The sequence below is a fragment of the Kineosporia babensis genome (genome assembly GCF_021129305.1).
GTDB lineage: Bacteria > Actinomycetota > Actinomycetes > Actinomycetales > Kineosporiaceae > Kineosporia > Kineosporia babensis.
The window spans coordinates 329,684-353,266 of record NZ_JAJOMB010000003.1; the positions used below are offsets into that span (position 1 = coordinate 329,684).

Below are 23,583 nucleotides of genomic sequence, written 5' to 3' on the forward strand. Positions count from 1 at the left end.
TCCTCAATCGTCCGAGGTGTGCAGTGCGGCCCGGGCCCGGGCCGACTGCTGAACCGCACCAACGATCTCCCGCTCCTCGGACCGCAGGCGCGCCAGTTCGGCCGTCGCCTCGTCCTGAGTGCGCTGCAGATCTTCGCTGATTTCCTTGATCCGCAAACGGACCTCACGTTTCGCGCTCTCCACGGCACCGTCCACCGTGGCGAACGCCTGGACCTGAAGCTGGCGGACCACGTCCTCAAGACGCTTCTTGGCCTCTTCGGTGTTCGGGGCCAGCGCCTGCCGCACGTGCTGACGCAGGCGCGAGCGCCTCTGCTCCGGGTCGATCCGGTCGAGCGCAGCGAGTTCGGACTGCATGTTGACGGCGGTGCCGACCGCCGTCGCCGCATTTGCTCCAGCCACGGCTCCGCCGATCGCGTAGACGAGGAGGGAGGCCCCTCCGGTGAACGGCGCCGCGATCATCGCGGCCAGTCCCATTCCCCCGAAAGCACCGATCATTCGGGCAAATCCGGCCTTACGAGCGGCCTGGGTCCCGGCCTCGGCATAGCGCTGGACCGTCGATTCGAACTTTCGCTTCTCCGGCTCCTGAAACGCACCGGCCTGAGTGCCCCCGAAGGCCGACCGGGCTGCGATGCGCTCGAGCGGCACTCCCAGGTCGTTGGCCAGCTCCGTCACGATGGCGTTCGCCGATTCCTCCAGTCCGCCCGCAGCCCGGGTGTAAAGGTCGTGCACCTGGTTGATCAGGTTCGAGGTGAACCGGTTGGCATCGAGCGAGACCGCCTTGGCGCCGTCGATCTCGGCCTGAGCCAGTGCGCTCAGCCGGTGGATTCCACTGTTCAGGGCGGTCAGCTGGTCGGTGGCCACCGACCGCAGCGCCGAGTCCAGGTGGGACCGCCAGGTCTTCTCGGTGGCGGTGACCTGCTGCAGCTGCGCGTCCCGTTCGGCCAGATCTGCTCGTACCGCCAGAATTTCCGGAGTCTGACCCTGCTCCAGAGCGATCATCCGCACCCGGTACCGTTCTTGGGTCGCCGCCACCGAGGCGTCCAGAGCATTGAGAGCACCTACGGCCAAGAGGTTCTCGGCACGCACGGCGACGCCGGTGCGCAAGGTCTGCCTCAGTACCGGAATACCGGATGCCACTTCGTCATCCTCGTCGGCGGCAGTCTGGAACAGCTTCGCCGAAACCGGTAGCACGGTCAGGCTTTCCCGGGCGACGCCCAGAGCATCGGCTGACTTCTCCCGAAGGTTGTCCACCGCTCGGTCGACCCCGGCCTGCCCGAACTGGATCGCGGGCTTGTCGGCCTGGGCACGAGCCAGAACCAGCTCGGTACCGATCCGCTCGCCGACTCGCTGCAGGAAGGTCATCTCCGACTCACTGACCGGGCCGCCGCTGACGAACAACGCCGCGTCGATGTGCTCCAGGTAGGCGTTGGTGATGACCGCGTGCCGGGGGTTGGTCGAGCCGATCCCGGGCAGGTCGACGAAACCGATGCCCGCCGCCAGCAATGCATCCGGCAGACCGACGCGAACCTCGGTGACCTGTCTCTGATTTCCCGGATTCCCGGCCTCCGTGACGTAGCCGGTCAGCTCCGGCGCGGTGATGGCGAATCCCTCCGGCCGCTCCAGTGTGACCACCGCGATCTGCTCGCGCTCGGCCCACCGCACCACCGTGGGGACGGATGTGGTCGGCCCGACATCGGCCGGGAACAGCTCGGGACGGCCCAGCACCGCACCCAGCAACGTCGACTTACCGCTGCTGAATTCTCCGCAGACGGCCACCAGGAAGAACCGGTCCCGAAGTTTTCCGGCCATCGTCTGAACGTCGTCCCAGCGATCGTCCTGCGTCAGCCCGTGGACCCCGCCGGCGGCCGCAATCACGTCCAAGACGTTGCGAGCGGCCGGCGAGAGGGTGTCCGGCGCCATCAGCAGAGGCCTCTCACTGAAATGTCCGGATCACGCAGGACCTGAACGAAAGCGTCCCGTTCGTTTGGGTGTTTTCCCCTGCGTCGCCTGTCCATTGGTCCCCCAGCCGGCTCGCCGTTACCAAATCTTGTGTCGGATCGTCCCCGTTCGTCCTGATCAGAAAATAGGGTTTGCGGCAGCGGGATATCTCCCGCAAAAGCGGGAAACCCCTGACGTGCAACCGCAGTATCCGGTAGCAACGACCGGCAGGAGGCCCGGCGTGGTGGAAACGGTGGCAGCTTGGCCTGCGGGGTCGCTGCTGCAGACGGTGGCGCTCGAGGACCGGGATCGATTGCTCGGCGGCGGACAGGGGCGGTTGTTCCAGACCGGCGAGGATCTGATGCGCGCCGGTGAGCCCGGCAACCGCGTCCTCGTCCTGGTCTCGGGCTGGGTCCGGGTGGCCGGGCGGTCGCTGGACGGGCGTGAGGTGGGGCTGGCCTACCGCACGGCCGGGGACGTGGTGGGAGAACTGGCGGTCCTGGACGGCGGGGTCCGCTCGGCCACCGTCTCAGCGGCCACCGTGGTTCACGCGGTCATGCACCGAGCCCAGGAGTTCCTGGCCCTGCTCGACGAGCGTCCGGCACTGGACCGAGCTCTGCGAAACTCGGCGATCCGCAAGCTCCGCGAATCCACCTTGCACCGGATCGAGATCACCGGTGCGCCGGTGCGGGTTCGGGTGGCCCACGTCCTGGACTTTCTCGGCCAGGTCTACGGCCGCCGGCGCACCGACGGATCGGTCGAGATCGACCTGCCGATCAGCCAGGCCGACATCGCCGCCCTGATCGGCGCCTCCGACAGCAGCGTCGAGCGAGCCCTGGCCTGGCTGCGCAACCAGGCCCTGATCGACACCTCGGGCTACCGCCATCCCCTGGTCCGAAGGCCGGGCGAACTGGCGGCGATCGCGAGCCGGGCCTCATGAGCCGGGAACCCCGGGCCGTGCGCAGCACCTGCCTGATCACCGACATCGAAGGCTTCCGCACCCGCGACGCGGCCACTCAGCGCGAGATGCAGCGCCGTCTGGTCACCATGACCGAATGGGGGCTGCGCAAGGGCGGGATCCGCAGGTACCAGGCCCGCTACCAGGACCGGGGCGACGGCCAGCTGGTCATCCTGCCCGCCGGCATCGACGAGTTCACCGTCGTCCCCACCTTCATCCTCTCGCTCCGCGACGCCCTGGCGGACTCCAACCGGGAAGGCAGCATCGGCCGCATGCGGGTCCGGCTCGCCCTGGCCCAGGGGGTGGTGCAGGACGGCTACCTGGGCGTGGTCAGCCGAGCCGTTGTGGTGGCCAGCACCATCGTGGACGCCGACGCCCTGCGCCGGCTACTCACCGCCTCGCGGCACAGCGACCTGGCCGTCGCTCTCACCGACGACATCTACACGGACGTTGTGGTCCCGAAACCGACGCCGCTGTCGGACCGGGCATTCACGGCCGTGAGCATCCCGGCCAAGAACAACGAGCGGATCGGCGTGCACATCCAGGCACTGCACACAGTCGATGCGAAGCCGGCTGGTCGGGCGTCCTTCGACCCCACAGTGGCGGGGTTCGCGTTGGCCGGGATCGGGCTGCCCGGCCTGCTGCCGATAGCCGATCAGATGGTGCATGAGCACGATTATTTCGGGCCGGACGAAGACAGCCACGTAGATTCTGCCTGGCATCCGGAAGACACCCACGCCCTGGCCGAGCACGACGACGGGGATGAGCCCGACGACGACCAGGGCTGGCCCTGATCCGGCGGTCATCAGCAGTCATTTGATGCCTCACCCGGCACCTGCCTCCCAACCGGTCCATGCTTTCCGGTGAGAGCACCGGTTCGAGACGAGAGGCTGAGGATCTATGGCTCAGGGGGTCGACTACTCCTTCGACCGGCCGTCACCCGAGGCGATCAAGGAGGCCGGGTACTCCTTCGCCGGGCGTTATCTGGCCCCCAACCGGGCCAAGGCCCTGAGTAAGGCCGAGGCCGACCTGCTGATCCGGGCCGGCCTCGACATCTTCTGTGTCTGGCAGGCCTACGGGGACTGGGAGCACGATCTCAGCGGCGGCCGGGACCAGGGCATCGTGCACGCTCAGCAGGCCGCGCAGCAGCTCCGGGAATGTGGTGGGCCGGCCGAGAGCCCCATCTACTTCGCTGTCGACTTCGATGCCCAGAAGGCTCAGTTGCCCACGGTCGGCCGGTACTTCCAGGGTGTGGCTCAGGTGCTGGGGGTGCACCGGACCGGTGCCTACGGTGGCATCAACACCCTCAAATTCCTGTTCGACCAGCACCTGATCAGCTACGGCTGGCAGACCTACGCCTGGTCCAGGGGAAAGTGGGATCCGCGGGCCCAGTTGCGTCAGGTCGAGATGGGAAAGGTCGACAATGCCGCGGTCGACTTCAACGTGGCCCAGAACGCAGACTTCGGGCAGTGGCACTGACGGCGCGTCGGCTGTCGAATTCCGGGCAGGCTGTTCGTCGAGCAGGGTGACAGCACCGCCCACGACAACCGCCAGGAGTTCCCCATGACGACCGTTACCTCGGCCGACGGCACCACCATTGCGTGCTCGAGCATCGGCTCTGGACCAGCTCTGGTCCTGGTCGACGGCGCGTTCGGGCACCGGGCGTTCGGTCCCAACCCTGCGTTGGCCAAGCTTCTGGCCAGTGACTTCACGGTCTGGACGTATGACCGGCGGGGGCGGGGAGGCAGTGGCGACCAGCCGTCGTCCAGCGTGGAGCAGGAGTACGACGATCTTGCCGCGGTGATGAAGGAGGCTGGTGGGGAGGCGTTCGTCTACGGCATTTCGTCCGGTGCGGCGCTCGTTCTGGACGCGGTTGCCCATGGAGTGCCGGCGAGGCGGGTGGCGGTGTTCGAGGCGCCGTTCGTGGTGGACGATTCGCGCCCGCCGGTCCCGGCCGATCATCAGGAACACCTTGCTGCGCTGCTGGCCGAGGACCGGCGGGGAGCGGTGGTGTCCTGGTTCATGCGACGGGGCGTAGGGCTGCCCGCGGCCATGGTCGCCTTCATGCACCTGATGCCTGCGTGGCCCAAGCTCAAGCGTCTGGCCCACACCGTTCCCTACGACCTGGCCCACCTCGGCACCGCCGCTTACGGACGTCCTTTGGACCCGACGCGCTGGGCCGGCCTGCAAGTGCCGACGCTCGTGGTCGACGGCGGCAAGAGCCCGGCCTCGATGCGTAACGCCATGGCCGAACTGGCGCGGGTCCTGCCCAGCGCCCGGTACGAGACGCTGCCAGGGCAGATGCACATCGTGAAGCCGGCCGTCCTGGCCCCGGTGCTGACTAAGTTCTTCCTGAGCTGAGGAGGGCGCCGGTCCAAGGGTTCGGGAGGTGCTCGTGGCTGACTCCGGCGATCCCGGCACCGGTGTCCATGATCTGCGCGGCCACCTCGGTGCCCGGCACCCCGGAGGGAACGCTGTGCACGAGGTGGCACAGCCGTTCCGCCGGGATCTCACGCAGCCAGTCGGCCGGGGCATACCCCTGGTGAGCAGCCCAGGACCCTTCGAACGAGACCACCACATCGGCGACCTGGCACCACATCGGGGCGGGTTCCACCCCCGGGTTGACGATCACCCGGGTGGCCCCTGCGTCACGAAGACGGGCAATCAGGTCGGCGGCAGCACCGGGATTCTGCGGATGCGAGGTGACCTGGTCCAGGAAAAGGCCGGTGATTCCGTACAGCCGACGCCAGTTCTCCAGGTCGGCCAGCAGGAGGTCCAAACCGCGCCCACCGTAGGCGTAGTCCGCATATCCCACCACCGGTGCGGAAAGAGCACCAAGCGCACCCTCGTACACCGAATCCGCGGCAGTACCAGGCCCGTTGGCGGCGTTGACAACGGCGAAGCCCTGCCCCAGATCGGCCTGCCCCAAAGCCTGCCAGGCATCCGGCCCCAGGACCGGGTGCACGTACATCGGCACGGCCTGCCCCAGAAGGCGCGGCCGCCGGAACCGGAAAGACATCACTGGAGCAGACCGGCCCCGTCCACGGCCTGCCGTACCGCTGTCTCCATCGAGTCCTGAGCCACCCAGCCGAGTACGTCCGCGGCCCGCTGCACGGAAGGCACCGCATCCGCGACAGCAGCCGAACGAGCCGAACCGGCCTGCTCACCCTCGATCAGAGCGCCACCACCGGCCAGACGCAGCACCTCATCAACCACGTCGCGCAGGGCCGAAGAACGGCCCGTCCCGACATTGAGAACGCGGTGCCGCAACGGCCCCGCCGTCAGGGCTGCCAGAGCGATGGCCCGGCCGACGTCCTGCGCGGAAACGATGTCGCGGCGTGCGGCGAGCGAACCCAGCCGCACCTCGCTACCCGAAAGCAGCTGACTCAGAACGGATCCGACCAGGCTTGCAGCCGGCTGACCGGCACCGACCGGATTGGCCACGCGCAGCACACAACCGTCCACCGTGCCCGCATCGAGCACCAGGTTGCTGGCGCGCAGCTTGGCCCGCCCGTAATCCGACAATGGCTGCGCCACTGCGTCTTCCGACCAGCAACCGGCCGCCGGAGCACCGTACTCGGCCAGCGACCCCAACTGCACGAAACGAACACCCACGGGCGCGGCGGCCAGCAGCCCCCGCGTCACCGCGACGTTGCCGCGCTCGAGTTCCTCGGCCGAACCGCCGATCTGGCCGGTGGCGTTCACCACGACATCCGGCGCAGCTTCCCGCACCAGCGCATCCAGAGCCGCCTGATCAGCGGTAGCCAGATCAAGCTCGGCGCGCGAGGGACCCGGGATCACGACGGCCCTGTCCAACGCCCGAACTGCATGGGATCCCAGGAAGCCACCGGCACCCAACACAAGCACTCGCGTCATAAAGCAGTCGGCTCCGGCTCGGCCGCAGACAGCGAGGCCTCAGTCAACGGCGCAGCGTTCATCGGGGCAGTCAACGGCGCCGGGTTCCAGGACGTGATCGGGTACGAGACCGACACCGGCGGGCACTCCCCCGCCACGTGCCGTCCGGACTTCGGCAGCAAAGTCGGCGCGAGCGTCCCGAATTCGTGGTTGGCCTGGTCGTAGTCGTCCGGCCGGCCGATGTCCAGCCAGAAGCCCTCGAACGGGAAGCTGCCCGGCGGCGTCTGCTGCTTGAGCAGGTCGAGCACCAGGTCGTCGAAGCCGAAGTGCCGGCCCGCGTCGTAACCCCGCAGCGCCGCGGTGGACACGCCGTACACGCCCATGCTGACCCGGTAGTGGTGGGTGGGCTTCTCGCGGAACGCCACCACCTGGTCGGAGTCGATCTCCAGCACGCCGAAGTCGATCTTCACCTCGCGCTGGTAGGTGGCGATGGTGAGCGGGTGGCCGCCGGCCCGGTGGTCGGTCAGCAGCTGGGCGTAGTTCATGTCGGTGAGGATGTCGCCGTTCATCACCAGGACCTCCGAGGGCAGCTCGTCGATCAGCCGCAGCACCGGGCCCATCGTGCCCATCGGCCGGTCCTCGTCCAGGTACCGCACCTGCAGACCCCAGCGCGAGCCGTCCCCGATGAACGAGCGGATCAGGTGCCCCAGGTGCCCGATCGCCAGCGTCACGTCGGTGAAACCCTGGTCGCTGAGCTGGGTCAGCACGATCTCCAGGATCGAGTACCGGTCACCGATCGGCATCAGCGGCTTGGGCAGGCTGGTGGTGTAGGGACGCAGCCGGACACCCTGTCCTCCGGCGAGAATCACTGCGTGCATGGCGAATTCCTTTTTCCGAACGAGGGGTTGGGGGGGGATGTCAGATCACGTAGCCGCTGGTGCGGTACCGGGCCAGGTTGGCCGGGTCGCGGAACCAGTCGATGGTCTGGGCCAGGCCCTTCTCCAGGTCGGTCTGGGCCGACCAGCCGGTCGCCGCGGTGAGCCGGGACGGGTCGGCGACCAGGCGCTGCACCTCGGAACCCTCGGGGCGCACGCGGTTCGGGTCGAGCCGGACCTCCACGTCGACGTCCATGATCCGCCCGACGGTCCGGACCAGGTCGCCCACCGAGATCTCGCCGCCGGTTCCGGCGTTGAAGACCTGCCCGAGAACGGTTTCCGCGGCGGCGGTGCCGACGGTCACGAACGCGGCGGCAGTGTCCTTGACGAACTGGAAGTCGCGGGTGGGGGTGATCGCGCCCAGGTCGATGGTCTTACGGCCGGCGGCGAGCTGCGCGACGACGGTGGGGATGACGGCGCGGTTGGACTGCCGGGGACCGTACGTGTTGAACGGACGCAGGGTGACCACGGGCGTCTCGAAGCTCAGGTAGTAGCTCTCGGCCAGCTTGTCCGCGGCCAATTTGCTCGCCGCGTAGGGCGACTGGGCCTGCAGGGGGTGGTCCTCGCTGATCGGGACGGAGCGGGCAGTGCCGTACGTCTCGCTGGTGGAGGTGTGCACCACCCGCTGGGTGCCCTGCCGGCGGGCAGCGTCCAGGACGTTCATCGTTCCCAGGACGTTGGTTTCGACGTAGGAGCGGGGCGCGGTGTACGAGTACGGGATCGCGATCAGGGCGGCGAGGTGGTAGACGGTGCTGACGTCGGCCAGGAACGGCTCCACGCAGCCGGGGTCACGGACGTCGCCGAGCACGACCTCCACGTTGTCCATCACGTCCTGGGGCAGGGTGTCCAGCCATCCGTAGCTGCCGAAGGAGTTGTACAGGGCCATCGCCCGCACGCGGTGGCCGCGCTCCACCAGGGTCTCGACCAGGTGGGAACCGATGAACCCGTCGGCTCCGGTGACGGCGACCAGTTCGTTCGCAGGGGTGCTCACGTCGGGGGTACTCCTTCAGAAATTTGGGACGGTGTCAGGGGTTTGGGAGGACGGTTCGGGTGGGGCTGTGCGGGCTTACATGTGCCGTACCGGATCAGCGACGGTCCGGAGTACGGCGGGGGTCAGGGAAAGAACCAGAGTCACCGGGGCGGCGAGCATGGCGAGCGGACTGGGCACCGCGAGGTACGCGGTCAGGCCGACGGCAACGGCCAGCAGCAGACAGGGCACGACGGTGCGGACTCCGGACAGCGAGGAGACGGTCAGCGCGAGGTAGAACCCGCAGCCGAGCAGCCAGCTGGCGAACAGGGCGAGAGCGAAGGTCTGATCGATTATTTCGACCCCGAGCAGCCACATCCCGGTCAGCAGCACCCCGGTCAGGGCGGTGAGCTGGGCCAGGTAGTTCACGGTGCTGGTCAGGGCCAGCTGCCGGACAGAGCGCTCGAAGCCGGCCACCGAGATGGCCTCGTTGAGCAGGTCGAAGGACTGGCGGCGCAGTCGCACCACGTTCCATTCGGCGCCGCCCATCGACCAGATCACCGGCAGCAGAGCCAGTCCCCCGGCGGCGGTCTGGAAACCGCCCAGTGCGGGCAGGGTAACCAGGATGCCGCCGGCCAGGCCGTAGCCGACGTGGAAGACGGTCTCGACCAGGTCGTGCTTGGTCAGGACCTGCAGGCCGACCCGCAGGTCCGACAGCCAGGCCCCGGCGCAGATGGTCAGGGCCGCGATCAGGACCAGGGCCACGCTGGCCACCGAGCCGATGACCAGCACCTCGCGGGGCAGGTCGGGTGCCCACCAGGAGCAGCCGGCCGCGGTCACCCCGGGTAGCAGGGCGGCGAGGACGATGAGTTCGTGGCTCAGGACCAGGACGACCGCTGCGGAGGTGACGTAGACGATTTCGGCAGCGGCGATCGCGGCGATCGGGGTTGACGCCCCGAAGGCTTGTGCGACAGCGGCGAAACCGGCGGCGGTCAGGATCGAGACGGTCAGGCCGAGGAACAGCAGAGCGGCCGCGGCTTTGGGGTGGCGACGGCCTTCCAGGGCGTACCCGACGAAGGCCATCGCCTGGCTGGCGGGCCAGCCGAGCAGCATGGCCAGCACCAGGGTGACCCGGTCGGCCGTGGTGTTGAGGCTGGGCAGGCACGCGACCAGCACCAGTCCGGGCAGGGCGAAGGTCAATCCACGGACGAGGTGGCGGGCCGGGCGCTCGGCCCACGGGTTGGGCAGGCGGCCGGGATGGCGGTCGGCGAGCCGGGGCGTGAGGCGGAAGAGTGCCTCACCCAGGCCGAACACGCCGGGGAAGCCGTACTCCTGGGCCGAGCCGTCGGTGAAGCCGGAGGCCTCCAGCCCGGCGGCGATCTCGACGGAGTCCACCGCGGAGGTACACAACACGTCGTAGTCGCGGCTGAGCCGGTGCAGACGACTGCGGGAACGGCGGTCGTGGCCGTTCCAGCGCCGGTGCACGGGCGGAGCGTTGACCCGTCCCGGGAGCACGTTGATTGCTCCGGTGAACGGGATCCGGATAGGTACGGTCTCCGGCGGCGGCAGGATCGAAGGGGCGCTCATACCAGCACCTGCTCGATCGCGTGGATCATGGCGTCGTCCTGCACCCCGGCCTGGACATCGGTGTAGATCGCCCGGAACGCGGCCAGGGACTGCTCCAGGGTGAACAGCTCGATCACCCGCTGGCGAGCCGTCCCGGCCAGCCGCCGGCGCTCCTCGTCGTCCTGCAGGAGCTTCAGGCAGGCGTCGGCGAAGGCGCGCGGGTCACGCGGCGGGACGACCAGACCGGCGTCGCCGACGGCCTCGGCCACGCCGCCGACATCGGTCGAAACCGTGGCGCGCCCGCAGCTCATCGCCTCGATCACGGTGTACGGGAAGCCTTCGGAGATGCTGGTGAGGGCCACCACGTGACCGGCCGCGTAGGCGTCCTGCACCGAGTCGACCCGGCCCTCGAAGCAGACCGAATCGCTCAGGCCGAGCTCCACAGTCAGCTCTTCCAGCATGCGGCGGTAGTCCTCGTTGCCGGCCGGGGTGCCGCCGAAGATCCGCAGCCGCGCCGCCGGGCAGCTCTCGTGCACCAGGGCGAAGGAGCGCAGCAGGGTCTCCAGATCCTTGATCGGGTCGACCCGGCCGAGCCAGGCGATGGTCGGGACCTCGGGCTCGCTGTCCACCGGGGTGAACTCGGCCGGGTCCACGCCGTTGTAGACGGTGCGGATCACGTTGTCGGGCACGCCGTCCCACACTTCCCAGCGCTGGTTGTAGACGTTGCCGGGCGCGACCAGCGCGGCCTCGGCGTACACCGCGCTGGAGAGCAGGCGGTAGAAGCGCAGCAGCAGCCACTTCACCGGCCGGGCGTAGGTGGACCGGCCGAAAGCCAGATAACGCTCACGCAGGTACACACCGTGCTCGGACAGCACGAAAGGGGTGCCGTGGCGCCATTTGGCGGCCAGGCCGACCAGCCCGGCGATGCCGTTGGAGACCAGGTGCACGACGTCGGCGACCGGGGGCTGGTGCTCCAGCGGGCGCAGCATGTGGGCCAGCAGCCGGGTCGCGGTCACCGCGTCGGCCACCGTCGGCAGGCCTCGCTGCTTGCCGCCCCAGTGCGCCGCCAGCTCTTCGGCCGGCCAGGCCTGCATCAGCACGCTGATCGAGGCCGGCGACAGCAGTGCGCCCTCAAGATCGTGATCGGGGGCCAGCCGCGCCCAGTTCTTCAGGGCCGCGCGGAAACGGACGCCGGCCTGCCGCAGGTCGGGTTCGACCAGGGCGCGCAGCAGTTCGAGGGCGCTGACCCGGGCCACGGAGTCGAGGCCGCTGCGGATCAGCGGGCGCGCGGCGTTGCGCCGGCCCGGCCGCAGCCGGTCGGCGAGCGCGAGACGGCCGGTGGTCGGCCGGGCCGGGCCCCACATCGGCAGCGAGCGGACGCTGCCGGTGTTCTCCGGCATGTCCCACAGCAGCTTTTCGGTACCGGTTCCGGTCAGGGCCACGATGTCGAAGACGTGCTCGGGCAGGCCGCGCACCAGCTGGTCGCACCAGACGCTCACACCGCCGTGGGAGAACGGGTAGGAACCCTCCGTTATCAGTGCGATGCGCACCCGTGGACTCCTCTCGCGTTTCGGTTCGTGCGGTGGATCTTTGGCGCAACACAGCGGAAACTTTGCGGCGCCAACACAGAGTGATTGAAGGCAGCGCTAGGTGGCAATACCGAGGGCGATCGCTTCACCACAGTCGACGCACAACTTCACGATGGGCAGGATTGCGCTACCCAGCGTGATTGCGACTCGAGAGCGTCCGGCTTCATGGGGTTTTGACATTTCCTGTAACTCATCTGCCGTTTTCTCCCGCCGAAAGTCCGGGCGACACAAGAGAGAACGTGCCTTCACCAGGCCGGGGATGCGGCAGGATTCGATGCCGTCGGCAACCGCCAGGAGGAACGTCCCATGCCCACGCCGCAGCGGTCCGGCCCTCGTCGCACCCATTGTTTGCGCCCGCTGACCGTTTTGGCGGCTCTGACCGTTCTGGCCGGATGCTCTTCCGGATCCTCCACCGCGGACGCGAGTTCACCCGTCCCTAGTTCTTCGACCCAACCCAGCACCACCGGTGAGCCCGCTTCTTCCGCGCCCACCATCGAAACAGACGTCACCCCGCAGGAGACCCGAACGGCAGGTGAGACCGAATCCACCAAGGGCGAGGCCACCTGCGCCGGGCTGAGCGCCGACCGGGTGGGCAAACTGCTCGAAACCAGCATAGAAGCAGGCATTCCGGATGAGCGCACCGGAACGGAGGGCCAGCGGCAGCTCGACGGCTGCTCCTACACCGGCGCCGGCGGCATTCAGCTCGGTTACCTGATCTGGCAGGTGGCGGTGAGCGGTAACCGCGACCTGGTCGAGCAGGGCCTGCCCCCGAAGGACGCCGGCGCCACGACCTTCAAGCCCGGCCTGGGCAAGGTCTCGGCCGGATCCGTCATCACCACCGGCCCGATCGCGACCGCTCAGGTCAATGTGTTCAAGCGCAAGCGTCTGGTCCAGGTCAGCGCGACCGCCAAGACCGCCAAGGTGGCCCGCTCGGCGGCCACGGCCGTAGCCGCCGAACTCATCGGCTGAGCCAGCGTTTCCACGTAGCGTCATGAGAAATCGATCATGCCTGACCGATTTTCCCGGAACATCACACCCGCCCGGGTGATTTCGTCGCGCGATTGCCACGCTGAGTCGGCGAGGGTCCTAATGTTCCCTCCGACAACGTGACTGTCCGTGGCCAACGGAGATCACGATCTGACCGACTCCGTCTGGTGGACCGATGCGCTTCTCCTTACCCCCTCGCGGCCGGGCGGGCCGCCGAATTCTGCGCCCCGGCGCTGCGCTGCTCGCCATCTTGGTGACCGCAGCGCTGGCCGCCGTGGCGGTCAGCTCCTCCGCGGCCGCGGCCGGCCCCCGGATCAATCTGCGCGCCCTCGTGATTGACGACGGCAGCGTGTGGGTCAAGGGCATCGCCGACCAGTTCACCCTCGAGGGCGTCCCCTTCACCGAGGTCGAGCTCTCCGACTCCTCCCGGCCCACCATCACGGCCGGATTCCTGGCCGACGGCACCGAGGCCAAGTTCAACGCGGTCATCCTGCCCGACGACCTGGGCGGGGGTCTGCCGGCTGCCGAACTGAGCGCGCTGACCGCGTTCCAGGCGCAGTTCGGGGTGCGTTCGGTGGCCGCCTACCAGTGGGCGAACCCGACCGTCGGCCTGAACTACGCGGCGAGCCCGAACGGCTTCGCCGGTGACCTGACCGGTCTGACCGCCACCGCGACCGACGCGGCCAAGTCCGGCGGATTCGGCTACCTCTCCGGTGACCTGACCATCGGGGTCGGGACCTACGGGTTCATCGCCACCCCGGCCGGCGCGGACGTGATGCCCGCGGGTGGCACCTTCACCCCGTTCGTCACCGTGCCGATCCCCGGCTCCAGCACGCCCGGCTCGCTGGTCGGCGTCTACGCCAACGGCGGCGTGGAGAAGATGATCATCACCGGCGCGATGAGCACCAGCCTGTCGCAGTTCCGCCAGATCGCGCACGGTGTCGTCAGCTGGGTCACCAAGGGCACCCACTTCGGATTCAACCGCAACTACTTCACGTTCCACTACGACGACACCTTCAGCTACGTCGCCCGCTGGGACACCGAGAACAATTGCACCCCGACCGAGGACTGCCCCGCCTCGGTGACCACCGTCCCGCCGAACATCCGGATGACCGCCCAGGACGTGACCAACGTCGTCGACTGGCAGAAGGCCAACGACTACCGGATCACGATGGCGTTCAACGGCTACTACTCGGTGAACGACAAGGACGGCAACGCCTGGAACGGCCGCGACGCCCTGACCAACTCCCTGGTCGCGAACAAGAGCGAGTTCCACTGGCTGAACCACGGTTACGAGCACATCTACCAGGGCTGCGAGCAGGACTTCAGCGTCGTGCCGTGGGTCTGCACCACCACCGACGGCAAGGCCCCGGCCGCCAACGGCAGCAACATCAAGTGGCTGTCCCGCACCGCCGTCAGCAGCGAGATCAGCCAGAACATCAAGCGGGGCAAGGAGCTGGGCCTGAACTTCGACCCGGCCGAGTACCTCTCGGGCGAGCACTCCGGTCTCTTCCGTGACCCGCAGCAGCCGGTGGACAACCCGAACTTCGGCACCGCGCTGAGCGACAACGCGATCAAGTACATCGGTGCGGACGCCTCCCGTGAGGAGGGTGCCCGGGTGGTCGGCAGCGCCACCACCGTCCCGCGTCACCCGGTCGCCGTGTACTACAACGTCTCGACCCGGCAGGAGCAGGTCGACGAGTACAACTGGATCTACCTGTCCCGGGCCAACGGCGGCAGCGGCTACTGCGAGGACAACCCGGCCACGGCCACCTGCCTGGCGGCTCCGCTGGACCCGGACACCGGTTTCGCCGACTACATCGTGCCCACCGACGCGGCCAACGACCTGCGGTTCATCCTGTCCAACGACCCCCGGCCGTTCTACGCCCACGTCACCAACCTGACCGGCCCGGACTACCTCGGCATGCAGCTGATGAGCAGCATCATCAGCCAGTACCGCAGCGTCTTCACCGCCCAGACCCCGCTGGTCAACCTCTCCCTGACCGAGGCGTCCACCATCCTGGCCCAGCAGCAGGCCTGGGCGAAGGCCGGCATGGGGGCCAACCCCGCCGTCACCGGCTACGTGCAGGACGGCGTGGTCACCGTGACCAGCTCCGGCTCCAACGCCGCCCCGGTCACCGTCCCGGCCGGCACCAAGGTCAACGGCACTGCCTTCGGCTCCGCGTACGGCGGTGAGCTGTCCGGCTGGGTCAACGGATCCACCAAGCTGACCCTGCCCTCCGACGGCCCGAACTTCACCAGCGCCGAGAACGCCACCTTCGCCATCGGCAAGGCCGGCACCTTTTCAGTGACCACCGCCCCGGCCGCCACCAGCGTCACGGCCATCGGCGACCTGCCCAACGGCATCACCGTGACCGACAACGGCAACGGCACCGCAACCCTGTCCGGGACCCCGGCCGCCGGCACCGGGGGCAGCTACCCGCTGCTCCTGACCGCCACCAACGCGCTCGGGACGACGACCCAGGCCTTCACCCTGAACGTCAGTGGTGCCCCGGCCTTCACCAGCGAGGCCAGCACCCAGGCCAGCGCCGGGACCGCCTTCACCTACACCGTGAAGACGTCCGGGTTCCCGGCCGCAACCATCAGCCGCTCCGGCAATCTGCCCTCCGGCGTGACGCTCACCCCCGGCACCGACGGCACCGCCGTCCTGGCCGGAAAGACGTCCAGCACCGGCACCTTCCCGCTGACCCTGACCGCCACCAACAGCGCCGGCACGGCGACCCAGGCGTTCACCCTGACCGTCACCAAGGCCCCGGTCATCACCTCCTCGGCCACCGCCACCGCGATGGTCGGCCTGGCGTTCACCAAGGCGATCACCACCACCGGTTCGCCCACCCCGGCCGTCACCGTCGAGGGCCTGCCCGCAGGCCTGACCTTCACCGCCAACACCAACGGCGGCGGCACCATCAGCGGACGCCCGGCGGCCGGCAGCGGCGGTAGCCACAAGGTCACCGTCACCGCGAACAACACCGGGGGCACCACCACCCAGACGCTGACCATCACCGTGCGCCAGAGCCCGGCCTTCACGAGCGCGAACAACACCACCGCCACCCGCGGCACGGCGTTCACGTTCCCCGTCACGACGAGCGGCTACCCCGCCGCATCCTTGAACTCGCTCGGGCTCCTGCCGCCCGGTGTGCGCTTCGTCAACAACAACGACGGCACGGCCACCCTGTCCGGTACCCCGACCCTGCGGGGCACCTACCGGGTGCTGATCTCGGCGCTGAGCACCTCCGGCGCCACAACGCAGACGTTCACCCTGACCGTCCGATAGAACCCGGAGAAGGGCTGCCCCGTCTGCGGGGCAGCCCTTCTCACGCTTTGCGAACGCCCGTCCCGATCGGGGAAGACAGACATTGAGGTCTCAGGATACTTTTCCGGGGCTGGGCACCGTCGGCGCAACCAGAGCATTCTTCTGACGCATTCCTTCTGGCGTGAACGAGAAGGCCTCTGAGAACGGGCCACTGCGGTTCCGCACGGCCAGAAGTACCGGCTCCGGACGGTTCTCATCGGGCGTGTTCCAGAGATGGAAGCAGACGAACCCGGCCGACGCCTGATCTGCGGCGTAGCTGATGTTCCGGGAATGCAGCGGGTTGCGCGAACCGGTCCAGATCGACGGTTCCCCGAACGACGCTATGACGTCCGAGGCTGAGCGGTCCTCGGCCGTCCAGCCCTCCACACGCTCTTTCAACCGAGCGAGCTCGCCGACCGGAAGAGACCGGTCAAGATCGAGAAGACCGATCCGGTGAGCACTCTCGGCGTATACCGAGGCTGCTGCTTCACGAAGAAGAGCCGCCGGGAGCAGGTTCCGGTACGCACCGCGGACCCCGGTGGGACGGAAGGCACCGCGCTCACGTAGGCCCTGCAATTCGGCAGCCCAGGCATCCAGCAAACCGTCGACCGCGGCCAGCGCCTCGATCAGCATCTGCTCGACCACTTCGTCCTGGCTGTACATGCCCGGCCGACGCAAGACGTCGTTCACTCGCGACCGATGATGTCTGCGCACGTCCTCCCAACTCACAGCATCAGCCTACTCAGCCTTTACGCTTCCAGGCCCCGACCAGGAGCGGCGGCAGCATCGGGCGGTCCGGGAACTCGGCCGCCTCCTGCGCAAGCCCGCGCAGAACGGATTCGGCGCGCATCGCGTCCATTGCTCCGACCGCAACCGCCGCCGGAAGTACCCCGCGGACCACCTGCTCGAGCATGGGCTGGCTTGACGCCAAAGTGCCTACCTCGCCAGCGATGTCGGTGCCGTCCGGAGCGCCGATACCCGCTTCGGCGAAGAGCACGGGCAGGCGGGTCCCGGTGCGCAGGTCCACGCCCAGCCCACCGAAAGCGTCGTCCATGACCTGCTTGTACGCGTCCATGGCGGGTGAGAGCGGGGCGTCGCCGAGCACGGCCATGTCGTAGTCCTGGATGAGCAGGTGTCCGCCCGGAGCCACGGCCTCCCAAAGGCGGGCGAGCACCTCGACCCGCTGGGGAAGGTGCAGCAGCAGTAGGCGCGATGCCACCAGGTCGTACGGGCCGCCGGGCAGGGGCTCGTCGGGCTGGATCTGGTGGGCGAGCACCTGGGTGTTGGTGTGGCCGAGCTCGTGCAGCATCTGCTGGGCGGCCACGCCGAGTGAAACGTCCGAGTCCAGGCCGACGACCTGTCCGGACGGGCCTGTCCGCTCGGCCAGCAACCGCATGGTCTCGCCCGGGCCACATCCCGCATCCAGGCAGGAGGCCCCTGGAGGCAGGCTGATTCGGTCGATCAGCCGGGCGGTGGCGGGTTCCCAGTAGCGGGCCTGGAAGCGCAGGCGCTGGTATTCCTCGGAGGTGCGTTCCATGCCGTAGTTGGCCGTCATTCACGGATTCTCAAGGCGCCGGACCGGGAACGGCAATGGATAAGTGCTGGCTCAGGCCGGCAGAACCAGGTGGAGGTACGAGCGCAGGCAGGCGGCCATGTCCACCTCGCGCTCGGGCGGACCGCCGAGCGACATCAGCCACTGGACCTGCAGGCCGTCCATCAGCGCGACCATGTGCCGGGCCGCGTCTTCCGGTTGCAGGCCGGCGCGCAGTTCCTCGGACTCGAACCACTCCCGGAAGAAGCTCACAGCCTGCTCATAGCGGTTGACGAAATACTCATGGGCCGGGTGGGCCGGCGAGGTGGCCTCGGCGCCGACCGCCATGAACAGCTCGACCAGTGGCCGGCGCTGCTGGTTGCGCTCGGCCAGGAGCAGGAGGGCCTCGAACTTCGAGACGCCGCGCGCGATGTCGGCGTCGAAGGCGGTGGTGTCCACCTCGTCGCGATGCTTGAGCACGGCCTCCAGCAGGGCCGGTTTCGTCGGGAAGTGGTGCAGCAGGCCCGGGTGCGAGATGCCCGCCCGCGCCGCGATCTCGCGCAGCGAGGCCCCGTTGAAACCCACGTCGGCGAAGACCGCCGTCGCGGCTTCCAGGATCTGCCGACGCTTCACCCTCCCCCGGGCATAGCCCGTCTTGGCCGTTGTGTCCGGATCAGGACCGGAGGTGATGAGCATGACGCGACGGTACCGCCGTTGGTCCTCTTCCCACGAACGTCGACCACTTGGTAGTTTTCCATTGCTTACCAAGTGGTAGGGATTCGGTGACGGATCCCGCCCGCCGGTCCCGCACGTCCGAAAGCACTCAGCAGGAGACAGAGAGGTCTCACGATGGCAACCGTGCACAGCGAGCCCAGCCCGTCCTTCGGCGATTCCCGAAGCGGCCCGGCCGCGCCGGAGGAGAACGCGCCCCGGATCCTGATCGCCGCCTACATCGCGGCCTACTTCACCATGTACATCGCGCTGATCACCCCGGTGGTGAGCACGCTGGCGCTGCGGGTGAGCGACCTGTCCACGGAGGCCGGCCGGGCCGGTGACCTGGCCCTGGTCACCGGGGTCGGCGCCTTCTTCGCGTTCATCGCCAACCCGCTGGCCGGAGCCCTGTCCGACCGCACCACCTCACGGCTGGGGATGCGCCGGCCCTGGCTGCTGTGGGGTGTGCTGAGCGGCAGCGTCGGCCTGATGATCATCGCGGTGGCACCGTCCGTCCCGGTGGTGGTGATCGGCTGGGCGATCACGCAGACCGCCTTCAACGGCGCCCAGGCCGCCCTGCAGGCCCTGCTGCCCGACCAGGTCGGCGAGGCCCAGCGGGCGCAGGTCTCCGGCTGGCTCGGCATCGCCCAGAACGTTGCGCCGCTGGCCGGTATCGGGATCGCGCTGAGCCTGACCAACGCCGGTGTCCCGGCGATGTGGATGTTCCTGATCCCGACCACGATCGCCCTGGCCGGCGTCCTCTTCCTGGTCGCCGTGCTGAAGGACCGCACCGCCACCCGCGAGGAGGTCGGGCGGTTCGACCTGGGCTCGTTCCTCAAGGGTTTCTGGATCAGCCCGCGCCAGTTCCCGGACTTCGGCTGGGCTTTCGCCGGCCGGTTCCTGCTGCTGTTCGGCTTCGCCTTCTGGAACGCCTACCAGGTGTACTTCCTGCAGGACCGGTTCGGCTTCGACGACGGTGAGGCGCTCAGCTGGCAGCTGCGGCTGATGGTCGCGCAGGCTGCCGTCCTGGTCGTGGCCGCTTCGGTGGGCGGCTACCTGTCCGACCGCACCGGCCGCCGCAAGGTCTTCGTGATCCTCTCCTCGGTACTGGCCGCGGCCGGTCTGCTCGCCCTCGCCGCCACCCAGAACCCGTCCTACCTCTACGTCGGCGCGGTGCTGGCCGGGGCCGGTATGGGCATGTACTTCGCGGTCGACCTGGCGCTGGTCACCGACGTCCTGCCGAACAAGGAGACCGAGGCCGCCAAGAACATGGGCGTCTTCAACATCGCCAACGCGCTGCCCCAGTCTCTGGCTCCGGCCGTGGCCCCGGCCGTTCTGGCCATCGGTGCCGGCGGCAACAACTACGGGCTGCTGTTCGGCGTCGGTGCGGTTGTCGTCGCCGTCGGCGCGGTCTCCACCATGTTCATCAAGGGAGCCCGGTGAAATCCCAGAGTCTTCCTACTCAGCAAGGAGTTTCGATGCACCACCTGGTAGCCCAGCTGACCATCGAGGAAAAGGTGACGCTGCTGTCGGGCGCCTCCCTGTGGAACACCCCCGCAGTCGAGCGCCTCGGCATTCCCGCCAGTCTGCTCACCGACGGCCCGCACGGGGTACGGCTGCAGCTCGACTTCGGCGATCACCTCGGCTTCAACCAGAGCGAGCCGGCTACCGCCTTTCCGACGGCGGCGGCCACCGGTTCCACCTGGAATCCCTCGCTGCTTCAGGAGATGGGCGAGGCGCTCGGCCGGGAGTCGCGCAGCTTCGGTGTGGACGTGCTGCTCGGCCCCGGAGTCAACATCAAGCGGTCTCCCCTGTGCGGGCGCAACTTCGAGTACTTCTCCGAAGACCCGCTGCTGGCCGGTGCTCTCGGCGCCGCCTGGGTACAGGGTCTGCAGTCGCAGGGGGTCGGCGCCTCGGTCAAGCACTTTGCGGCCAACAACCAGGAGACCGAGCGGATGCGGGTCTCGGCCGAGGTGGACGAGCGCACCCTGCGCGAGATCTATCTGCCGGCCTTCGAGCACATCGTCAAGACTGCTCAGCCCGCCACGATCATGGCCTCGTACAACCGGCTCAACGGCGTGTATGTCACCGAGAATCACTGGCTGCTGGAAGAAGTACTGAGGGACGACTGGGGTTTCGAGGGGTACGTCGTCTCCGACTGGGGCGCGGTGAGCAACCCGCCCAAGGCCGTCGCCGGGGGCACCGATCTGGCCATGCCGGCGGCCGACGGGCACGCCGACGAGGTTCTGGCCGCGGTGAAGAACGGCGAACTGGACGAGTCCGTGGTCGATCGCGCGGTCTCACGGTTGCTCACCGTTCTGGACCGGCTGCGGGCGGCCCAGCAGGCGCAGGAGAGCTTCGACCGGGCCAAGCACCACGAACTGGCCCGGAGGATTGCCGCGGAGAGCACCGTGCTGCTGGTCAACCGCAAGCAGGTGCTGCCACTGGACGTCCAGGACGGCGGAACGCTCGCCGTCATCGGTGAATTCGCCCGCTCTCCGCGGTTCCAGGGCGCCGGCAGCTCGCACATCGTTCCGACCCAGGTGGACAACGCCCTGGATGCGGTCAAGGCCGCCACCTCCCGCGAGGTGGTCTTCTCCGCCGGGTTCCTCCTCGACGGTACCGAGGACGACGCCCTGCTGGCCGAGGCCGTGGAGACCGCCCGGAACGCCGCCAACGTGGTGCTGTTCCTGGGTCTGCCCGATCGGGACGAGTCCGAGGGCTTCGACCGCACCCACATCGATCTGCCCGCCGTTCAGCTGGCGCTGCTGCAGGCCCTGACCGCGGTCCGGGACGACGTGGTGATCGTGCTCAGCAACGGCTCGGTGGTGGATCTGAGCCCGGCGATCGGCAAGGTCGGCGCGATCCTGGAGACCTGGCTGGGCGGTCAGGCCGGCGGATCGGCCACCGCGGACGTGCTGTTCGGCACGGCCGAGCCCGGTGGTCGCCTGGCCGAGACGATCCCGCTGTCACTGGCCGACAACCCGGCCCACGTCAACTGGCCCGGAACCCCGCAGAAGGTGCATTACGGCGAGCGCATCTACGTCGGCTACCGGTGGTACGACGCGACCGAGCGGAACGTGGCCTTCCCGTTCGGTTTCGGTCTGAGCTACACCACTTTCGAAATTAGTGACGTTGTGGTCGCCGTGGCCGATCCAGCTGCGGCGAAGGCGGTGGTGAGCGCGGTGGTCACCAACACCGGAGACCGGGACGGCAGCGAGGTCGTGCAGATCTACGTCGGCGACCCCAAGGCGTCCGTCGATCGTCCGGTGCGAGAACTGAAGGCCTTCGCCAAGGTCCATCTGGCCCCGGGCGAGAAGCGCACGCTCACCTTCGAACTGGGTGAGCGGGACTTCGCCTTCTGGTCCCCCAAGGGCTGGCTGGTCGAACCGGGTGAATTCACCATCGACGTCGCCACTTCCTCCCGCGATTTCGCTGCGCACGAGGTCATCACCCTCGAAGTTCCCTCTGTCGTGCCGGACCTGGACGCGGACTCCACGCTCGGTGACTGGCTGGAGCACCCCACCGGCGCCGCGGTGCTGCACGAGCACATGGCCAACCAGGACGCCCCGACCACCGCAGCGATGTTCGCGGACGAGCACATGCGCACCATGGTCGCGTCCATGCCGTTGCGGGCGCTGCTGAGCTTCGGCTCGTCGGTGGACAGCAAGGCTGTGGTGGCGGACCTGCTCGCCCAGGTCTGATGCACGGCCGCGTGGGGCTTCGGCTCCACGCGGTCTCTCACTGTGCGGAATTCAGCGTCTACGCTCCTGGTTGATGCCGCCGGTCAGAACGGTCAGGCTTCAAGAGCTTCACGAGCGGAGGACCAGATGAGCAACGCAGTCCCGACCCGGCGTCTACTCCACGGCGCGCAGATCCCGGCGATCGGAGTGGGCACCTGGCCGCTGGACGACGCCCAGTCCGAGCGCGTGGTCGCCGACGCCCTGCAGGCCGGCTATCGCCTGGTCGACACCGCCGAGAACTACCGCAACGAGACCGGCGTGGGCCGCGGCCTCAAAGCCTCCGGAGTCGAGCGCTCCGAGGTGTTCGTCACCAGCAAGTTCAACAAGCGCTGGCACGGCAAGGACCTGGTGCGCCCGGCCGCCGAGCGCAGCCTCGAGTCCCTGGGGTTGGAGTACCTCGATCTCCTGCTCATCCACTGGCCCAACCCTTCGCAGGACCGCTACCTCGAAGCCTGGGAAGGGCTGGTGGACCTGCTGGAGTCCGGGCTCGTGAAGGCCATCGGCACCAGCAATTTCAAGCAGTCCCACCTGGAACGCATCATCGCCGCCACCCAGGTCGCCCCGGACGTCAACCAGATCCAGCTCAGCCCGGCCGCCACCCGCAGTTCCGTGCGCACCTTCCACACCGAGCACGGCATCCTGACCGAGTCCTGGTCGCCCATCGGCGGAAAGGACACCGAGGTGCTCTCGGCGCCCGCTGTGCTCGAGATCGCCCGCGCGGTGGAGCGCACACCGGCTCAGGTAGTGCTGCGCTGGCACGTTCAGCTCGGCCTGGTCCCGATCCCGAAGTCGGCAAACCCCGAGCGGCTGCGGCAGAATCTGCAGGTGTTCGACTTCGAGCTGTCCGAGCAGCAGGTGCACGAACTGTCGGCGCTGGACCAGGGCGAGTCGGTGGTGGCCGACTCGGACGCGTTCGGGCACTAGGGCTGGAAGTACTTGGCCATCAGTTCGCTGACCCATTCCGGCTCCTGGACGTTGCGCGGAAGGAACACGGTCAGCACCGGCTTCAGGTCGATCACCGGGGTTCCGGAGACCGCATCGAGGCCGGTGACGACGAGTTCGCGGGCTCGGACTGACTCGATGGCGCAGCACGTGGCGCCGATCCGGTTGGGGCGGCGGGGACCACGGCCGGCGAAGACTCCGACCGGCGGCAATTCGGGACGTCCGCGGTAGGGGCGGGGTTCGCGGTGGTCGTTCGTGTCAGGGAACTGATCGAAGACGAAGTAGATCTCGACGTGGGAAAAGAGTTCCAGGCCCTGGAGGGCGGCGTCGCCGAAGCGTTCGTCGATGGTGATCGTGCTGCGAACCGCACCCCAGTGATCGGAGTTCTGGACGTCCGTCCGCTGGTTGTGGACGGTACCGATCGGGGTGACCTCGAACGTCCTCGGTTCAGCCATAGAGGTCAGTCTGGGTGCGGTTCGGGCCGATCTCCACCCCCAGGCCGGGGAGAGTCTCGGTGGTTTCGCCGGGGAGCGAGGAGCGCACTTGAG

At 68.5% G+C, this 23,583-nt stretch carries 19 protein-coding genes and 1 pseudogene; 9 read left to right on the plus strand and 11 right to left on the minus strand.

Features of this window, described 5'->3' with window-relative positions; all coding sequences use genetic code 11:
- Nucleotides 1-3: 3 nt before the first annotated feature.
- Entirely contained in the window at nt 4-1,920 is a 1,917-nt protein-coding gene (locus LR394_RS07380; RefSeq protein WP_231439831.1) for a dynamin family protein, read from the minus strand.
- 271 nt (nt 1,921-2,191) lie between these two features.
- On the opposite strand from LR394_RS07380, the gene LR394_RS07385 reads away from it, so the two are divergent.
- The 4 genes from LR394_RS07385 (at nt 2,192) to LR394_RS07400 (ending at nt 5,257) form a co-directional block, all read left to right on the plus strand.
- Nucleotides 2,192-2,878 carry a Crp/Fnr family transcriptional regulator gene (locus LR394_RS07385; protein ID WP_231439833.1) on the plus strand — a complete coding sequence of 229 codons (687 nt, stop codon included), beginning with the start codon at nt 2,192-2,194 and terminating at the stop codon, nt 2,876-2,878.
- The gene (locus LR394_RS07390; protein WP_231439835.1) at nt 2,875-3,690 is read left to right on the plus strand and encodes a hypothetical protein; all 816 of its coding nucleotides are present in this window, start codon (nt 2,875-2,877) and stop codon (nt 3,688-3,690) included. The genes LR394_RS07385 and LR394_RS07390 overlap by 4 nt, the downstream gene beginning before the upstream one ends.
- A gap of 106 nt (nt 3,691-3,796) precedes the next feature.
- Nucleotides 3,797-4,375: a DUF1906 domain-containing protein gene (locus LR394_RS07395; protein ID WP_231439837.1), complete on the plus strand. Its 579-nt coding sequence runs from the start codon at nt 3,797-3,799 to the stop codon at nt 4,373-4,375.
- An 84-nt stretch (nt 4,376-4,459) separates the two neighbouring features.
- Nucleotides 4,460-5,257, plus strand: a complete 798-nt coding sequence (locus tag LR394_RS07400; RefSeq protein ID WP_231439839.1) for an alpha/beta fold hydrolase — start codon at nt 4,460-4,462, stop codon at nt 5,255-5,257.
- Here the strand turns inward: LR394_RS07400 and LR394_RS07405 are convergent.
- From LR394_RS07405 to pelF, 6 genes and pseudogenes are all read right to left on the minus strand, one after another.
- Nucleotides 5,238-5,915, minus strand: coding sequence for a spherulation-specific family 4 protein (locus tag LR394_RS07405; protein ID WP_231439841.1), 678 nt, complete (start codon nt 5,913-5,915; stop codon nt 5,238-5,240). The genes LR394_RS07400 and LR394_RS07405 overlap by 20 nt on opposite strands.
- The gene (locus LR394_RS07410; protein ID WP_269328782.1) at nt 5,915-6,772 is read right to left on the minus strand and encodes an NAD-dependent epimerase/dehydratase family protein; all 858 of its coding nucleotides are present in this window, start codon (nt 6,770-6,772) and stop codon (nt 5,915-5,917) included. The genes LR394_RS07405 and LR394_RS07410 overlap by 1 nt, the downstream gene beginning before the upstream one ends.
- A gap of 155 nt (nt 6,773-6,927) precedes the next feature.
- Nucleotides 6,928-7,629 (minus strand): annotated as a pseudogene (locus LR394_RS07415) (nucleotidyltransferase family protein); the annotation flags it as partial.
- Between the two features lie 40 nt (nt 7,630-7,669).
- On the minus strand, nt 7,670-8,677 hold the full coding sequence (locus tag LR394_RS07420) for a GDP-mannose 4,6-dehydratase (RefSeq protein WP_231439847.1): 1,008 nt from the start codon (nt 8,675-8,677) through the stop codon (nt 7,670-7,672).
- 75 nt (nt 8,678-8,752) lie between these two features.
- A complete protein-coding gene (locus tag LR394_RS07425; protein ID WP_231439848.1) occupies nt 8,753-10,240 on the minus strand; it encodes a hypothetical protein in 1,488 nt (495 codons plus the stop codon).
- Nucleotides 10,237-11,769, minus strand: coding sequence for a GT4 family glycosyltransferase PelF (gene pelF, locus LR394_RS07430; RefSeq protein WP_231439850.1), 1,533 nt, complete (start codon nt 11,767-11,769; stop codon nt 10,237-10,239). Before pelF ends, LR394_RS07425 begins: the two co-directional genes overlap by 4 nt.
- 345 nt (nt 11,770-12,114) lie before the next feature.
- Here pelF and LR394_RS07435 point away from each other — a divergent pair, with 345 nt between their 5' ends.
- Complete coding sequence (locus tag LR394_RS07435; protein WP_231439852.1) at nt 12,115-12,777, plus strand: hypothetical protein; 663 nt, start codon at nt 12,115-12,117, stop codon at nt 12,775-12,777.
- A gap of 193 nt (nt 12,778-12,970) precedes the next feature.
- On the plus strand, nt 12,971-16,090 hold the full coding sequence (locus tag LR394_RS07440) for a putative Ig domain-containing protein (RefSeq protein ID WP_231439854.1): 3,120 nt from the start codon (nt 12,971-12,973) through the stop codon (nt 16,088-16,090).
- A 90-nt stretch (nt 16,091-16,180) separates the two neighbouring features.
- Here LR394_RS07440 and LR394_RS07445 read toward each other — a convergent pair whose 3' ends face one another.
- From LR394_RS07445 to LR394_RS07455, 3 genes are all read right to left on the minus strand, one after another.
- A complete protein-coding gene (locus LR394_RS07445) occupies nt 16,181-16,741 on the minus strand; it encodes a hypothetical protein (RefSeq protein WP_231439856.1) in 561 nt (186 codons plus the stop codon).
- 109 nt (nt 16,742-16,850) lie between these two features.
- Nucleotides 16,851-17,663: a class I SAM-dependent methyltransferase gene (locus LR394_RS07450; protein WP_231439858.1), complete on the minus strand. Its 813-nt coding sequence runs from the start codon at nt 17,661-17,663 to the stop codon at nt 16,851-16,853.
- A gap of 51 nt (nt 17,664-17,714) precedes the next feature.
- Nucleotides 17,715-18,335 carry a TetR/AcrR family transcriptional regulator gene (locus tag LR394_RS07455; protein WP_231439860.1) on the minus strand — a complete coding sequence of 207 codons (621 nt, stop codon included), beginning with the start codon at nt 18,333-18,335 and terminating at the stop codon, nt 17,715-17,717.
- Nucleotides 18,336-18,488: 153 nt separating this feature from the next.
- On the opposite strand from LR394_RS07455, the gene LR394_RS07460 reads away from it, so the two are divergent.
- From LR394_RS07460 to LR394_RS07470, 3 genes are all read left to right on the plus strand, one after another.
- Nucleotides 18,489-19,793, plus strand: a complete 1,305-nt coding sequence (locus LR394_RS07460; RefSeq protein WP_231439862.1) for an MFS transporter — start codon at nt 18,489-18,491, stop codon at nt 19,791-19,793.
- 35 nt (nt 19,794-19,828) lie between these two features.
- Nucleotides 19,829-22,054: a glycoside hydrolase family 3 C-terminal domain-containing protein gene (locus LR394_RS07465; protein WP_231439864.1), complete on the plus strand. Its 2,226-nt coding sequence runs from the start codon at nt 19,829-19,831 to the stop codon at nt 22,052-22,054.
- Between the two features lie 126 nt (nt 22,055-22,180).
- Entirely contained in the window at nt 22,181-23,017 is an 837-nt protein-coding gene (locus LR394_RS07470; protein ID WP_231439865.1) for an aldo/keto reductase, read from the plus strand.
- Here LR394_RS07470 and LR394_RS07475 read toward each other — a convergent pair.
- On the minus strand, nt 23,014-23,490 hold the full coding sequence (locus LR394_RS07475) for an SAM-dependent methyltransferase (RefSeq protein ID WP_231439867.1): 477 nt from the start codon (nt 23,488-23,490) through the stop codon (nt 23,014-23,016). The two genes, LR394_RS07470 and LR394_RS07475, sit on opposite strands and share 4 nt — an antisense overlap.
- Between the last annotated feature and the right edge of the window lie 93 nt (nt 23,491-23,583).

What these genes read in the sequence shown, in the direction of transcription:
- LR394_RS07400 (WP_231439839.1), top strand. Translation starts at nt 4,460, where the DNA reads ATGACGACCGTTACCTCGGCCGACGGCACCACCATTGCGTGCTCGAGC.
- LR394_RS07470 (WP_231439865.1), top strand. Translation starts at nt 22,181, where the DNA reads ATGAGCAACGCAGTCCCGACCCGGCGTCTACTCCACGGCGCGCAGATC.
- LR394_RS07450 (WP_231439858.1), bottom strand. Translation starts at nt 17,663, where the DNA reads ATGACGGCCAACTACGGCATGGAACGCACCTCCGAGGAATACCAGCGC.
- LR394_RS07475 (WP_231439867.1), bottom strand. Translation starts at nt 23,490, where the DNA reads ATGGCTGAACCGAGGACGTTCGAGGTCACCCCGATCGGTACCGTCCAC.
- LR394_RS07445 (WP_231439856.1), bottom strand. Translation starts at nt 16,741, where the DNA reads ATGCTGATCGAGGCGCTGGCCGCGGTCGACGGTTTGCTGGATGCCTGG.
- LR394_RS07465 (WP_231439864.1), top strand. Translation starts at nt 19,829, where the DNA reads ATGCACCACCTGGTAGCCCAGCTGACCATCGAGGAAAAGGTGACGCTG.
- LR394_RS07425 (WP_231439848.1), bottom strand. Translation starts at nt 10,240, where the DNA reads ATGAGCGCCCCTTCGATCCTGCCGCCGCCGGAGACCGTACCTATCCGG.
- LR394_RS07440 (WP_231439854.1), top strand. Translation starts at nt 12,971, where the DNA reads ATGCGCTTCTCCTTACCCCCTCGCGGCCGGGCGGGCCGCCGAATTCTG.
- LR394_RS07435 (WP_231439852.1), top strand. Translation starts at nt 12,115, where the DNA reads ATGCCCACGCCGCAGCGGTCCGGCCCTCGTCGCACCCATTGTTTGCGC.
- LR394_RS07455 (WP_231439860.1), bottom strand. Translation starts at nt 18,335, where the DNA reads ATGCTCATCACCTCCGGTCCTGATCCGGACACAACGGCCAAGACGGGC.
- LR394_RS07410 (WP_269328782.1), bottom strand. Translation starts at nt 6,772, where the DNA reads ATGACGCGAGTGCTTGTGTTGGGTGCCGGTGGCTTCCTGGGATCCCAT.
- LR394_RS07390 (WP_231439835.1), top strand. Translation starts at nt 2,875, where the DNA reads ATGAGCCGGGAACCCCGGGCCGTGCGCAGCACCTGCCTGATCACCGAC.
- LR394_RS07395 (WP_231439837.1), top strand. Translation starts at nt 3,797, where the DNA reads ATGGCTCAGGGGGTCGACTACTCCTTCGACCGGCCGTCACCCGAGGCG.
- LR394_RS07380 (WP_231439831.1), bottom strand. Translation starts at nt 1,920, where the DNA reads ATGGCGCCGGACACCCTCTCGCCGGCCGCTCGCAACGTCTTGGACGTG.
- LR394_RS07460 (WP_231439862.1), top strand. Translation starts at nt 18,489, where the DNA reads ATGGCAACCGTGCACAGCGAGCCCAGCCCGTCCTTCGGCGATTCCCGA.
- LR394_RS07405 (WP_231439841.1), bottom strand. Translation starts at nt 5,915, where the DNA reads ATGTCTTTCCGGTTCCGGCGGCCGCGCCTTCTGGGGCAGGCCGTGCCG.